The sequence below is a fragment of the Flavobacterium kayseriense genome (assembly GCF_014305095.1).
In the GTDB taxonomy this organism is placed as follows: Bacteria; Bacteroidota; Bacteroidia; order Flavobacteriales; family Flavobacteriaceae; genus Flavobacterium; species Flavobacterium kayseriense.
In genome coordinates this window covers 13,889-28,642 of record NZ_JACRUI010000005.1, presented here as the reverse complement: position 1 = coordinate 28,642, position 14,754 = coordinate 13,889, and the positions used below count along the sequence as shown (strand labels likewise).

Sequence of the window (14,754 nt, the reverse complement as noted above, 5' to 3'; positions counted from 1 at the left end):
ATAGGAATCAAAAAAAAAATCTGCTCCTAATGAGAACAGATTTTAAGTAGTTGTGTGGGTAGTAGCATTGCACTTTAATACGCTTGGTTCATTTTTTCTTTAATTTCAGCCAAGCATAAATTATTAATACTTCCTTCGTGCGTATGTTTAGTTTTCTTTGGACTCTCGTAAGTTCCGTTTTCTAATTGCTCAGCAACGGCTTTGTATGCGTCTCTAAAAGGCATTCCTGCAACGACCATTTCGTTCAACGTATCTACTGTGAATAGGTAATCATATTTTTTATCGGATAAGATATTGTCCTTTACTTTAATGTCTTTAATTGAGAAAATAGCAATATCAAGGCAAGCTTGCAAGTTTTGAATTGCTGGAAACAAACCTTCTTTCAACAATTGTAAATCCCTGTGGTACCCACTAGGTAAGTTATTGGTTATTAAAGTGATTTCGTAGGGTAAGGCTTGAATCTTGTTGCATTTTCCACGAATTAGTTCAAATACATCAGGGTTTTTCTTGTGCGGCATAATGCTCGAACCGGTAGTTAAATGTGCCGGTAAACCAATAAAATCAAAATTCTGACTCATGTACAAACACACATCCATAGAAAACTTCGCTAGCGTTGCCGCCACGCTACTCATTGCAAAAGCTAATGTTTTCTCGGATTTTCCTCGGCTCATTTGTGCAGCAACCGAATTGTATTTTAAAGTTTCAAAACCTAATTCTTTTGTAGTAAATGTTCTGTCTATTGGGAACGAACTTCCGTACCCTGCAGCCGAACCTAATGGATTTTGATCCACCACTTTTAATGCGGCATTTAGCATAGTAATATCATCGATCAAAGTTTCTGCATAAGCAGAAAACCACATCCCGAAAGAAGATGGCATTGCAATTTGTAAATGCGTGTATCCTGGCAACAATACATTTTGATATTTCTCTGCAGATTCCATTAGCAAATCAAAAAGGGCTTTTACTTGCGCCTTCATTTCGATAACGACATCTTTTAAATACAAATTCACATCAACCAAAACTTGGTCATTACGGGAACGTGCAGTGTGGATTTTTTTTCCAGCATCACCTAACTTTGCGGTTAATAAATATTCAATTTTCGAATGCACATCTTCGAATGAATCTTCGATTTCGAAATTACCTTCGGCTACATCAGCCATGATTTCGTTTAAAGCGGCTACTAAGGATTCTGTTTCAACTGTAGTTAATAGACCAATGCTTCCTAACATTTTTGCATGGGCGATCGAACCCAATGCATCGTACTTAGCTAAAACTAAATCCAACTCTCTATCATTTCCTACAGTGAATTGTTCTATTTTTTTGTCTGTTGGTATTCCTTTTTCCCAAAGTTTCATAGTTGTATGTTTTGTTTCGAAAAGTCTAGCACTGGTTGCTTAGAGTGTCACGAAGTTTTTATATTGTATAGGACTACTTAATTTTAGCCCTGATAGCAGCGGCATCCTTTTACTGCTTTCTTTAAGCAGGAAAAGATAGAGCGAATAGCAGGAAATAGCTCCTACTTATTTTACTGCTTTAAAAAATCACTTAGTATCTTAATGTATAAGTCGATTCCTTCTTCGATTTCGTTTAAATATATAAATTCATCAGCTGAGTGGGAACGCAACGTATCTCCAGGGCCTAATTTTAAGGATTTACAACTTAAAACCGATTGATCTGAAAGCGTTGGAGAGCCATAAGTTGATCTTCCTAAAGCGATTCCTGCTTGCACCAAACCGTGATTTTCGGGGATTGATGACGAACTTAAATTCATAGAGCGAGGCGTAACTTCGGCATTTACCTGTTCTTGTACGATAGCCAAAATTTCGTGATTAGTGTAGCAATCGTTAACGCGAATATCAACTACGATATCACATTCTGACGGAACCACATTGTGTTGTTTCCCAGCGTTAATTTGGGTTACAGTCATTTTAACGGGTCCTAATTGCTCTGATACTTTTTCGAATGTATAATTTTTAAACCACTCCATCACGGGAATCGTTTTGTACAAAGCGTTGTCATCATTTTTGTGTGCAGCGTGACTTGGCGTTCCTTTGATTTTAACATCGAGAACAAGCAAACCTTTTTCGGCTATTGCCAATTGCATTAAGGTAGGTTCGCCCACAATGGCACATTCTAGCTCGGGAAGGTTTTTTAAAACGCTGTTTAAGCCGTTTTTACCGCTACTTTCTTCTTCTGCCGAAGCCACCATAACAATATTGTAAGGCAAGTTTTCTGCAGCATAAAAATGGACAAAAGTAGCCAACAGCGAAACTAAGCAACCACCAGCATCGTTACTACCTAAACCGTATAGTTTTCCATCTTCGACAATGGCTTTCAATGGATCTTTTGTGTACGCCTGATTGGGTCTCACGGTATCATGATGCGAGTTCAGCAATAGTGTTGGTTTATTTTTATCGAATGTCTTGTTGTACGCCCAAATATTGTTGTTTTCTCTCTCAAACGGAATGGCGTTTACAGCAAACCAGTTTTCGATTAAAACCGCAGTATTTTCTTCTTCACTTGAAAAAGACTGCGTTTCAATCAGGTTTTTTAATAAGGCAATTGCTTCTTGAGTAAGTGTTTCTTTGTTTTTCATATTTTTCTATAACGAAGTCCTGTTGGTACCTAGTTTTTTAATTTGTGAAAATTCGTGCTTAGTTGCTACAATTCTATAGTTGTACAAACTGCATTTGCATCTTGCAACATTTTGTGATGCCCGATTTTGATTTTTTGAACCCCTTTAGACAAGCTATTGAAACAGTTGTCTAATTTAGGGATCATACCGGAATGAATGGCTTTTTCAGCCTTTAATTTAGCGTACAATTCAGGATTCATTTTTGCAATAACCGAACTGTCCTCTTCGGCATCGTAAAGAACACCTGATTTTTCAAAGCAATAATTTAGCGTTACTTCAAAAACTTCAGATAAGGCTATTGCTAATTCGCTTGCAATCGTATCGGCATTTGTGTTTAGTAATTGTCCGTTTTTATCGTGCGTAATTGCACAGAAAACAGGAACTATTCCGCTGTTTAATAATGTTTCTAATAAGGGAGTATTGACTTTTTTAACATCACCTACGAATCCGTAGTCAATTGTTGGATGATTTCTTTTATCAGACTGGATTAAATTACCGTCTGCTCCAGAGAATCCCAGTGCATTGGCATTGTTAGCTTGCAATTGTGCCACAATGTCCTTATTGATTTGGCCCGCATAAATCATCACGACAACCTCAAGCATAGCAGCATCAGTAATACGGCGTCCATCAATCATTTGAGGAGCTAAACCAATGCTATGCGCCATCTTAGTAGCCGATTTTCCGCCACCATGCACCAATACTTTTAGACCGTCAATTTTAGCAAAATCAGCTAAAAAATGTTTGAGCTCTTGGGCATTGTCAATGATGTTTCCACCAATTTTAACTACTGTAATGGATTTCTTATTCTGCATTCTCAAGGATTTTTTGCAATACTAGTTGCGCTGCATAGGTTCTATTATTGGCTTGTTCGATTACAATGGAGTTTTCGCTGTCAAGTACCTCATCAGAAACTATTACGTTACGTCTTACCGGTAAGCAGTGCATGAATTTAGCATTATTAGTCAAAGCCATTTTCTCAGCAGTTACGGTCCAGTTAAGATCATTATTTGTGATTTTACCATAATCAATATAGTTGCTCCAGTTTTTTGTGTAGATAAAATCGGCATTTTCAAAGGCTTTGTTTTGATCGTGCTCGATAGTAGCTCCTTTAGTAATTTCAGGGTTTAGTTCGTATCCTTCGGGATGTGTAATTACAAAATCAGCATCTTGCAATAACATCATTTCTACAAATGAATTGGCAACAGCCTGAGGTAAAGCTTTAGGATGCGGCGCCCACGACAACACTACTTTTGGTTTATGTTCAGTTTTGTATTCAGCCATGGTAATGGCATCAGCAAGTGCTTGCAAAGGATGTCCCGTACAACCTTCCATGTTCACGATAGGCACTGTAGCGTGTTTTAAAAAACCTGCCAAAACGGTTTCGGCATTGTCTTTTTCTTTGTCTACTAAGCCAGCAAAAGCTCTTACTGCAACGATATCGCAATATTGCGAAACTACTTCTGCCGCTTCTTTAATGTGTTCTGAAGCTCCTTGATTCATTACCGCGCCATCTTCAAACTCTAATGTCCAGCCTTCACTAGTAAAATTCATTACCATAACGTTCATTCCTAAGTTTAAAGCCGCTTTTTGAGTGCTTAAACGTGTTCTTAAACTTGGATTAAAAAACAACATTCCTAAGGTTTTGTTTTTACCTAGTTTTTTGTTTTTAAGTGGCTTTTTCTTGATTTTTAAAGCTTGTTTGACCCATTTTTCGAGTGAGTCTATGTTTTCTAAAGAAATGTAGTTCATTTTTTACATATGTTTGGACGCTGATGATACGGATTTGCTATCGCAAAGACACTGATCAGAGCGGATTTTTGATTTATTTAGTTTGTATTATTATGAAACGATTTATTTTCTGCGTTTTCGTTTTCGCTTTGGCGAGTCGGCGTCATCAGCGTTCCATTTTGTTTTATGCTATTTTCGTAAACGGAATACTGTTTTTTATGGCGTTCAAAATAAAATCATCTTTCAAGCCATTCACAATCCACGTTTCAATATTTGCCGCTTTTGCAATTGCCGCCGCTTCAATTTTAGATTGCATACCACCAGTTCCATGTGATGATTTTGAATCTCCAACTTCTTGTTGCATTAAAGCTAGATCATTGACTTTTAAAATAGTCTCAGGAACAGCGTTATGAATAGAGGCTTTGGTATAAATTCCGTTTGTGTTTGTTGCAATAATCAAAATATCTACATTCAATAGGACAGCGGTTAATGCAGCCAACTTATCGTTGTCTCCAAATTGGATTTCGTCTGTGGCTACCGTATCGTTTTCATTGATAATAGGGATGTAATTGTTTTCGATTAACACGTTAATGGTATTGACAATATTGACTTTAGATTGCTCTTTCTCAAAATCAGAGTAGGATAGTAGGCACTGTGAAGTCAACAATCCTATATCACTAAAATTTTCGTGGAAAATCCGCATTAAGTGTGGCTGCCCTATAGACGCCAAAGCTTGTTTAACGACTATTTCCTTGCCTTTACTTTCTAACTTCACAAATTGCTTGGCTGCAGCAATAGCGCCTGAACTTACAATTATAAACTCGTACTCGTCCTGCAAGGCTGCTATTTGCATCCCAATGTCCTCGATTTTCCCCCTTGAGATATGATTAGTTTCTCTCGTTAAGGTGTTGCTTCCTATTTTTAGTAGTATTCTTTTTTTAGCCATTGTAATTTAATTTCAAAATTGAAAGATTTAATAATTTAAAAATTTCGTTGTGTTAATCCTTTAAATGCTTCAATCTTTTAATCTTTCAATTTTTATCGTATCTGTCCGTCACCATAAACATACCATTTATTGGTTACCAAATGTTGTAATCCTATTGGTCCACGTTGGTGCAATTTGTCTGTGCTTATTGCGAGTTCACCACCAAGTCCAAATTGACCTCCATCTGTGAATCGGGTAGAGGCGTTGTGGTAAACCGCGGCAGTATCAACATTGTCCATGAATAGCTGTGCCATTTTATTATTTTCTGTAATTATGGAAGCCGAATGGCCGCCACAATATTTATTTATTTTGGTAATGGCTTCTTCATCTGACTGTGTGGTGCCAATAACAATTTTATAATCTAAAAACTCTTCAAACCAAATCAAATCAGATTCAATCGCTGGAACCTGAATCGCTTTTGCAATAGCCTCATCACCTAAAATAGTTACATTATACGATTTTAATTTGCTTATCAATTTGTTTGCAAAGACTTCCCAATTAGGTAAATTAGCATCTATCAAAACTTTATCCAAAGCGTTGCAAACGGATATATTGGATGTTTTTCCATTTATAATAATCGCCAAGGCTTTTTCAAGATCTGCGTCTTTATTTACGTAAACAAAATTATTTCCGCGACCACTTACAATCACAGGGCAAGTCGCATGTTTCTTTGTAAAAGCTATTAATTGCTCTCCTCCACGTGGTACAATTAAATCTACTTTTTGTGTCGGATTTTCAAGGAAAGCTTGTGTTTCTTTACGGTCATAATTCAAATATTCCACCCATGAAGTGGCAACATCATTATCTATTAACGCTTGATGCCAAAGACTCACAATTTTTAAATTAGACAGCAACGATTCTTTTCCGCCTTTCAATAAAATCTTGTTTCCTGACTTGAAAGCTATTCCGCCTGCTTCAACAGTGACGTCTGGACGCGATTCATAAATGATCAAAATCGTACCAAAAGCTGCTGTTCTATTGCTGATTTTCATTCCGTTTTCATGTGTGAAATCAAAACGAACTTTCCCCACCGGATCTTCCTGATTCGTTAATTGTTGCAATGACAAAATCATTCCATCAATCTTTGCGTCATCAACAAGCAAACGTTTCTCCATAGCTAAATCATCCCCATTATAATTGGCTAAATCCTGCTGATTGATGGCTTTCAAACCTTCTCTTTCTTCTGTCAAAAGCGCTGCCATGGTAGTCAATACAATGTTTCTTTTTTCTATGGATAATAATGTACTCATGGTTTGTTTATTTTAAATTTATTTGGGCGTGCCGCTGCGTAAAAATACCTGACAGCCATTGGGAGGAGCCTTTTCTATAATCTTCTTAAATCTGCGAGATCTGCGTGAAAATAGTAGCACGCAGATTTCACAGATTTAGCAGATTTTAATTTAAACCTTAAAACTACTTCAACTCAGTCAATGACTCCTGCAAAGCCACAATAAATGTATCAATAGCAGCCGTTGTTATCGTTAAAGGAGGAAGGATTCTTAATAAGTTCTTATTATTAGCTCCACCAGTAAAAATATGTTTTTCAATAATCATTTTCTTTCTCAAGGCGCTTACATCAAAATCGAATTCGACTCCTAGCATTAATCCTCTTCCTTTTACTTTGATTATTTCGGGAATTACTTTGATCGCTTCCAAGAAATAGGCTTCGATTTTACTAGCATTTGCCATCAAGTTTTCTTTTTCGATGACTTCAAGAACAGCGATACTTGCGGCACAAGCTAGATGACTTCCACCAAAAGTAGTCCCTAGTAAACCGTAGCTTGCTTTGAAATGAGGTGCGATTAAAATTCCACCAATTGGGAAACCGTTCCCCATACCTTTTGCCATGCATATAATATCAGGCGTAATGCCGTGAAATTGGTGTGCAAAGAATTTTCCGCTTCTTCCAAAACCCGATTGCACTTCATCCATAATCAAAACCACATCATGTGCTTTGCATACTTTTTCAAGTGCTTGAAAAAACTCGGTTGTTCCTTGATCTAAACCACCAACACCTTGAATAGGTTCGATGATGACACAAGCAACATCTCCTTTTTTAAGTTCAGCTTCAACCAAATCAATTTGGTTTAATGGCAAAAAAGTAACCACTTGCTGCGCATTGATTGGAGCGACAATTTTCGGATTATCCGTTGTCGCCACAGCTGCCGACGTACGTCCGTGAAAAGCATTTTCAAAAGAAACTACTCTTGCTTTATTGGTATGAAAAGAGGCCATTTTTAAGGCGTTTTCATTAGCCTCTGCTCCCGAAGAACACAAAAATAAGCTGTAATCGGTGTAACCTGAAAGTTTCCCAAGTTTTTCTGCCAGTTCCACCTGCAATGGATTTTGGATGGCATTTGAGTAAAAGCTCAATTTCTCCAACTGATCTTTTACTTTTGCGACATAATACGGTTGCGTATGTCCAATAGAAATTACTCCGTGACCAGAGTATAAATCTAAATATTCGATTCCGTTCTCGTCTGTAATTATGCAATCAAGTGCTTTTACAGGGGTAATAGGATATAATGGGTAAACGTCAAATAAGTTCATTGTGTTTTTGTTTAAATGGTTTAAGGTTTAAAGTTTCAAGTTACGTGAGCAACCTTAAACTTTAAACTTGAAACAAATTTTTAAAACCCTGATGGTTTCAAATGCAATCCCGTTGTTTCATCAAGTCCGAACATGAGGTTCATATTTTGAACGGCTTGTCCAGAGGCACCTTTCACTAGATTATCAATTATTGAAGTGATTAGAACTCGGTTTCCTTTTTTCATTAAACTGATGATGCATTTGTTAGTTTGTACCACTTGCTTCATGTTGATATTTGCAGTTGTTACTGTTACGAAAGGTTGGTCTTTGTAATAGGCTTCATATTTGGCTACCAAATCCTCTAAGCTTTCTTCAACGGTGGTGTACAGCGTAGCAAAAATTCCTCTCGCAAAATCTCCTCTATTTGGAACAAAGATTATTTCGTCATTGTAAGAAGCTTGCAACTGATTTACGCTTTGGTTAATTTCTCCCAAATGTTGGTGGTCAAAAGCTTTGTAATGTGACATATTATTGGATCTCCAACTAAAATGTGTTGTCTCAGACGGACTCACTCCGGCACCAGTACTACCTGTGGTAGCATTGATGTGCACGTCGCTAGTAAGCAAATTATGTGATGCTAAAGGCAATAAAGCCAATTGAATTGCTGTTGCAAAGCAACCTGGATTTGCAATATAATTAGCATTTTTAATATTGGTTTTGTTTAGTTCAGGAAGGCCATAGACAAATGATTTTCCTTCAAAATCTTTGTCCTTGTTTAAACGAAAATCGTTTCCTAAGTCGATAATTTTAGTATGACTTGCAAACTTGTTTTCTTTTAAGAATGAAATCGATTTACCATGTCCTAAACAAAGAAAAACTACATTAACGTTAGGATTCACAGTGTCTGTAAAGTTCATTTCGAGATCACCCAATAAATCATGGTGTGCAATTGATATTGGTTTTCCAGCATTTGTAGTGCTGTAAACAAAATCAAGCTTTGCATTAGGATGAAACATCAAGATTCTAATTAATTCTCCTGCTGTATATCCTGAACCGCCTATTATTCCTATGTTAATCATAATTTTTTATTTTTAAGATTGGTTTGTAAAAATAAAATCAATCTATTTTTATGTTTTATTCCGTAGCAAAAATAAATTCTGCCGTCACGAACTTTATTGAGTTAATCTTTCCTTTGTTTATATCAATTGCTGATTCAACATCATAGCTAACGGTATAAAAGGAGTTCGCTCCAATTTTTTCATAAGGATCGTCGTTGGGTACTTTTCTAATAGGAGTTAGAATAAGTCCATCAGCGTCATATGTTATCTTATAATTTCCTTTTACGTCAACATTATTAGGATTAGTAAACTTTATCTCATAACGTAACCTAGATGTGTTATTACCTGTATCAGCTTTATAATCAAATAGTAAGACCTCATAAGTAATACTTTTTAATGGTTCTTTTTCAGGAGAATCATCATTAGTACATCCGAAAATGATAAAAAATAACGGTAATAAAATAAGTGCTTTTATTTTCATAATATTAAAAATTACTAAAATTAATTATTCGTACGTCTCGTTATTTACAGCTGAAAAAATATTTTGGGCGTTACCTAAAATTTTGATAAAACCTTTTGCGTCATCTGAAGTCCAAGCGTTGTTCATTTCGCCATATTGACCAAAACCTGTATTCATTAAATCATTATCTGATTCAATTCCGTCAAGCGTAAAGTGATACGGTTTTAAAGTAACGATAACTTTCCCGTTTACTGTTTTTTGAGTATCTTCAAGGAACGCCTCGATATTGCGCATTACAGGATCAAGAAATTGACCTTCATGAAACAACATTCCGTACCAGTTTCCTAGTTGCTCCTTCCAATATTGTTGCCATTTACCAAGAGTGTGTTTCTCCAATAAATGATGTGCTTTTATAATAATTAGCGGTGCAGCAGCTTCAAAACCGACTCTTCCTTTAATTCCAATAATCGTATCACCCACATGAGTATCTCTACCAATAGCAAATGCATTTGCTAATTTTTCAAGAATTACAATATTATCGATTGGTGATTTTTTGATATTATTAATCTGCACCAATTCTCCTTTTTCAAAGGTTAATGTCACTTTTTCTTCTCCATCTTTTTGCAATTGTGAAGGATAAGCTTCGTTAGGAAGAGGTTGATTAGATGTTAAAGTTTCTTTTCCTCCAACGCTTGTTCCCCAAAGTCCTTTATTGATTGAATATTGTGCTTTTTCCCATGAATAATGCACGCCGTTTTTTGATAAATAATCGACCTCTTCTTGTCTTGATAATTTCAAGTCTCTGATAGGAGTGATGATTTCAATTTCGGGAGCGATAGTTTGAAATATTAAGTCAAAACGAATTTGGTCATTTCCTGCACCTGTACTTCCATGAGCGATGGCTTCGGCACCTACAGACTTAGCATATTTAATTGCTTCAATAGCTTGAAAAACACGCTCGGCACTTACAGATAAAGGGTACGTATTATTTTTAAGAACATTACCATAAATTAAGTATTTAATGGCTTTGTCATAATATTTATCAACGATGGTAAGGTTAGCGTGTTGTGCGCTTCCTAATTCATAGGCTCTTTCTTCAATTGCTGTTAATTCGGCATCATCAAAACCACCGGTGTTGATTAAGACGGTGTGAACTTCATATCCTTTTTCGTTTTTCAAATATTTTAGACAGTAGGAAGTATCTAAACCGCCGCTGTAGGCTAATACAACTTTTTTCATTTTTTCATTTTTTGATCTTGTGGTAAAATCCCGCAAGTGATTAGTTTAATTTTTTACTCCTCTAAGAAAAGAGCTTGTTTGATTTTTTTTAAACGGTTCCAAATCCGGACATTAAAAGGGTGCTTAGGCGGATGCTTTGCTTTTTCCTTAGGATCAAAAAGCATTCCGGTGCACAAGCACATTTTATTGTCTTTACTTTTTAAAATTTCATAGTTGGTGCAGGTTTGACATCCTTTCCAAAAACTTGGATCAGTTGTTAGTTCAGAGAAAGGAACGGGTTTGTATCCTAGCTCGGAGTTAATTTTCATAACGGCTAAACCAGTCGTGATCCCAAAAACCTTAGCATTAGGGTATTTTTTTAGAGAATAATCAAAAACTTTTGCTTTAATTTTTTTTGCCAAGCCAAGGTTTCTAAAATCAGGATGCACAATTAACCCTGAATGTGCTACATAATTACTGTCTTGCCAGCTTTCTATGTAGCAAAAACCGGCAAAAGTTCCATCAACTAAGGCAATTACGGCATCCTTGTTTTCCATCTTTTTTTGGATGTATTCAGGTGTACGTTTAGCAATTCCGGTTCCTCTCAATAAGGCAGACGATTCTATAGTATCGCAAATAATTTGTGCGTACTTAAAATGTTCTTCCTGAGTTATAACAATAGAGATATTCATTTCAGAAGATGAATTTGTGGATTAAATAATGGGATGAATTTGTTTCTACAAAAGGTTTTGTTATTACAATCAAAGTTATGAAATAAATAACAAAATATTGAGCAGCAAATGGTTATGAGTAAACTAATGCTGGTTATTTGAATGTCGCTAGCATGCGCTAGTCCAATGACGAACGAATATAATTTCAAAATAGGAAAAGGTAAAAATGAATAAAATAAAATAAATCTTGGGTACTGTAATTACAGCATCCGCACTACGGGAGAAGTAGCTAATTTTATTGTCCGTGAGGTAGAGATTGTATGTACACTCTTTTTATTCATATTGCGAAAGTACACATAATTTTAATACACTGCATTAAAATTTAAAATTCTAACAAAATTTTAATGCAGTGTGATTTTATATGGGGAAGTAAAATGCTCAGAAATTAGCGGTTTCCTGTAAAATTATTGCGACTAATAATAGTCTTAAATTTAGCTTTTAAATCTTGGGCGGTGTCGTAAACCATTTGCTCATTGTTAGGAAACGGTAATGCTCTCCGGTCAAAATAAGTGTAATATTCACTCTCAGTAGCTCTTCTATCCCCTTTGTAAGTTGCATAGGTATTTTCAAAAACAGATTCAGTTGCAATTGGAAAAGATTCTAAAACGCGATTACTTTTTAAGTCTATAAAATTGACATTAGCAGCTATGTAGCAGGCTTTAAATTGGTAGAATTCATATATTCTGATCTGAATGGTTTTAAGATTATCGACCATAATTGGTTTGCCTAGACTGTCTTTTACAACTTTTCCTCTACTATCTACTAAAGCTTTTACTCCATCTTTTATTTGCTTTTCTTTTACAAACTCTTTCTCTTTTATTTGCTCTGGTGAAATATCAATTTGATTGAAATTGAGAATTAATCCATAATCGTAACTTACCCCTTTTTGATTGCTACTATCAAAAATGGTCCATTTTTGATCTAAACCATAGGTGTTAAAATCCATGAGTTCTTTTTGCAGTTGCAAAGGAATAAGTTGATTGGTATCATTTTGCAATGAGACTTTTACATAATCAGTTCCTTTGCTTTGAGCTTCGATCATTAAATCATTAGTTTCTTTAAAATTAGGATTGATTCGGTTTAAATAAACTAAGTCATCAAATGCTCTTCGGGCGTTAGCCTTATTTTTTGTTAGTAGCAAGGCCTTACTGTTGTCATATAAAAATGATGAAAGTTTCTGCTTGCTATTTATGATTTCAGTATTGTAATTACTAAAAATGAACTTAGCATTCTTGTTTTCTTTAAGTAATTGTAAGGGTAATAAGGGGGCGATTTGATTTTGACGATCGGCCAGCGCAACATACGTTGTATAAATTTTTTCCAAGTTTTGTGGGTTTGCTTCTTGTTCCCAAAAGCGAATGGCGCTTAGATCACGCTCCTTTGCTTTGGCGAAAGCCTCTTCTAAAAGATATATGTAATCTTGTTTCCCTTTAGCGTTTTTATTGGAACGCAAACCTTCTACAGCTCTGTCAATGGCAGTGTCATAGTTACCTTCGCTTATTAGAGTTTGAGTGTTTTTTATTCCGCAGGAAGCAATAAATAATACAAAAGCAAGTAAGAGTAGTGTTTTTTTCATAGCAGGTTATTTAAGCAAATGTATTTTATATTACTGAAGAATTCAAAATTGGTGCCATAAAAAAACCATCAAATATTTTTGATGGTTTTTATGATTTATCTAAAAAATATTTTAATTAACTAGTGTCCTCCACCTTCAGTTTCAACTTGTAGTATCCCTTGTTTTCTTAGTATTTTAGGACAATAAAATCCATAAAATCCTAGATAAGCGAATCCAAGTAGTGGAACAACGTAAGAGAAATGTGTCCACGTGATACCTAGAATACCATCTGCATGAGTCAGGTCATAATCGCAAATTTTTCCTTGAAGTAACGGAATTACACCACCACCAAGTATCATCATGATTAAGAACGAAGAAGCTTTCCCTGTGTTTTTGCCTAGACCTGCGATAGCTAGATCAAAAATAGAAGGCCACATGATAGAAGCAAATAATCCACCAGAGATTATGAAGAATTTTGTATACGTGATGTCTGTAGTTACTAGTCCGATGAACATCATTGCAACACCAGAAAGTCCAAATAACATTAATGTTTTTCCAGCATTTTTTCCTCCAACGAAACTTACAGCAATAAACAATAAGATCCAAAGTGGGTAGATATAAAATTCAGACACGTCGTGACCAGCGAACATATTGGCACCTATGATAACGCCAAATGCAATCATTGGTACGATGAATTTTAAAGAGATATTCATGATTTTAGTGGTATTAAATACATTAACACCGCCGTTCCAACGACCTATCATAAGACTTCCCCAATATAGTGCAATGAAGGGTGAAATAGCGTCTTCTAAAACGTTTCCAAATTCTGCAGTTTGAAGCAAAGCAGGTAGGTTACTAATAATTGTAACTTCTGTTCCTACATATATAAAGATAGCTAGCATACCCAAGTAGAGCTGTGGGTAATCTAAAATTCTAAATTTATCAGTACCTTCTGCAACAACTGTTTTTTCAATTTTTGCAGGGTTTTCAATTTTAGAAAAATTCATAAAAATAGCAACTACTATGAACGCAATTCCCAAAATAATGAATGGTAATTTTATATCCTCAAGTGATAGAGCCGTTTTTTTGTCATTTCCCATTCCAAATAGAGCAATTCCTAACAAGATTGCACCTATTGTTGTTCCAAATGAATTGATACCACCTGCCAATGTTAAACGATGTGCACCAGTTGCAGGACTCCCCATTTTTATAGCTAAAGGGTTAGCAACAATTTGCTGAATAGAAAAACCTAACCCTACAGTAAAAAGAGCTGTCAAGAAAAAAGGAAAGCTTTCCATTGTAGCAGCTGGAACGAACATGAACGATCCTATAGCTGAGAGCAACAATCCAGCTGAAAGTGTTTTTTTATAACCAAATTTTTGTAAAACGTCGACTTTTACAGATACTAAAAAGAAGATAATTGATCCAACAAAATAAGCAACATAAAATGCCCAAGCTACTAATTGTGATTGCACTTGAGATAGGGTAAACACCTTTTTGAATACGGGTATAAGGATGTCATTGGCCGAACCAACAAATCCCCAAAAGAAAAAGACGATGATTAAGGAGATAAATTGTCCCCATTTAGTTTGTAGATTTTCGGTTTCCATTTTTTAGTTTTTTCTATTTAAGTTTTAGTTTAACGGTAAATGTATATTTAAAGCCAAATAAAAAAAAATATAATTAAAATTAAATACGTTAAAATTTCGTGATGTTTGTTTTTTGAATGAATTTTAATACTTGAAATAGATTTATCATAAAAGGAAAATAATGATTGCTAGACAGAATAAGTATAGTAATTGCCTTTCTTTAAATCGGTATTTTTTTTGTACTTTTGCACAAATTTTTTAAAAGA

At 35.3% G+C, this 14,754-nt stretch carries 13 protein-coding genes; all 13 read right to left on the bottom strand.

The genetic code is table 11. The annotated features are described in order from the left end of the window. Positions 1-74 precede the first annotated feature (74 nt). Positions 75-1,355 (bottom strand): argininosuccinate lyase, encoded by a 1,281-nt coding sequence (gene argH, locus H8R22_RS13435; protein ID WP_187010914.1) that lies wholly within the window; start codon positions 1,353-1,355, stop codon positions 75-77. A 170-nt stretch (positions 1,356-1,525) separates the two neighbouring features. After that, positions 1,526-2,596, bottom strand: a complete 1,071-nt coding sequence (locus tag H8R22_RS13430) for a M20 family metallo-hydrolase (RefSeq protein ID WP_187010913.1) — start codon at positions 2,594-2,596, stop codon at positions 1,526-1,528. Positions 2,597-2,661: 65 nt separating this feature from the next. Further along, on the bottom strand, positions 2,662-3,447 hold the full coding sequence (gene argB, locus H8R22_RS13425) for an acetylglutamate kinase (protein WP_187010912.1): 786 nt from the start codon (positions 3,445-3,447) through the stop codon (positions 2,662-2,664). Beyond that, complete coding sequence (locus H8R22_RS13420) at positions 3,437-4,384, bottom strand: N-acetylornithine carbamoyltransferase (protein WP_187010911.1); 948 nt, start codon at positions 4,382-4,384, stop codon at positions 3,437-3,439. The genes argB and H8R22_RS13420 overlap by 11 nt, the downstream gene beginning before the upstream one ends. A 163-nt stretch (positions 4,385-4,547) precedes the next feature. Beyond that, on the bottom strand, positions 4,548-5,309 hold the full coding sequence (gene proB / locus H8R22_RS13415; protein WP_187010910.1) for a glutamate 5-kinase: 762 nt from the start codon (positions 5,307-5,309) through the stop codon (positions 4,548-4,550). Between the two features lie 92 nt (positions 5,310-5,401). Beyond that, positions 5,402-6,598 carry a glutamate-5-semialdehyde dehydrogenase gene (locus H8R22_RS13410; protein ID WP_187010909.1) on the bottom strand — a complete coding sequence of 399 codons (1,197 nt, stop codon included), beginning with the start codon at positions 6,596-6,598 and terminating at the stop codon, positions 5,402-5,404. Between the two features lie 163 nt (positions 6,599-6,761). After that, the gene (locus H8R22_RS13405) at positions 6,762-7,898 is read right to left on the bottom strand and encodes an aspartate aminotransferase family protein (RefSeq protein ID WP_187010908.1); all 1,137 of its coding nucleotides are present in this window, start codon (positions 7,896-7,898) and stop codon (positions 6,762-6,764) included. Between the two features lie 80 nt (positions 7,899-7,978). After that, positions 7,979-8,956, bottom strand: a complete 978-nt coding sequence (gene argC / locus H8R22_RS13400) for an N-acetyl-gamma-glutamyl-phosphate reductase (protein WP_187010907.1) — start codon at positions 8,954-8,956, stop codon at positions 7,979-7,981. Between the two features lie 55 nt (positions 8,957-9,011). Next, a complete protein-coding gene (locus H8R22_RS13395) occupies positions 9,012-9,416 on the bottom strand; it encodes a hypothetical protein (RefSeq protein WP_187010906.1) in 405 nt (134 codons plus the stop codon). Positions 9,417-9,440: 24 nt separating this feature from the next. Next, complete coding sequence (locus H8R22_RS13390) at positions 9,441-10,634, bottom strand: argininosuccinate synthase (protein WP_187010905.1); 1,194 nt, start codon at positions 10,632-10,634, stop codon at positions 9,441-9,443. A 53-nt stretch (positions 10,635-10,687) separates the two neighbouring features. Continuing rightward, positions 10,688-11,305, bottom strand: a complete 618-nt coding sequence (locus H8R22_RS13385) for a GNAT family N-acetyltransferase (RefSeq protein ID WP_187010904.1) — start codon at positions 11,303-11,305, stop codon at positions 10,688-10,690. A gap of 424 nt (positions 11,306-11,729) precedes the next feature. Then, positions 11,730-12,920, bottom strand: a complete 1,191-nt coding sequence (locus H8R22_RS13380) for a hypothetical protein (protein WP_187010903.1) — start codon at positions 12,918-12,920, stop codon at positions 11,730-11,732. A gap of 119 nt (positions 12,921-13,039) precedes the next feature. Beyond that, positions 13,040-14,509: an MFS transporter gene (locus H8R22_RS13375; RefSeq protein WP_187010902.1), complete on the bottom strand. Its 1,470-nt coding sequence runs from the start codon at positions 14,507-14,509 to the stop codon at positions 13,040-13,042. Positions 14,510-14,754 lie beyond the last annotated feature (245 nt).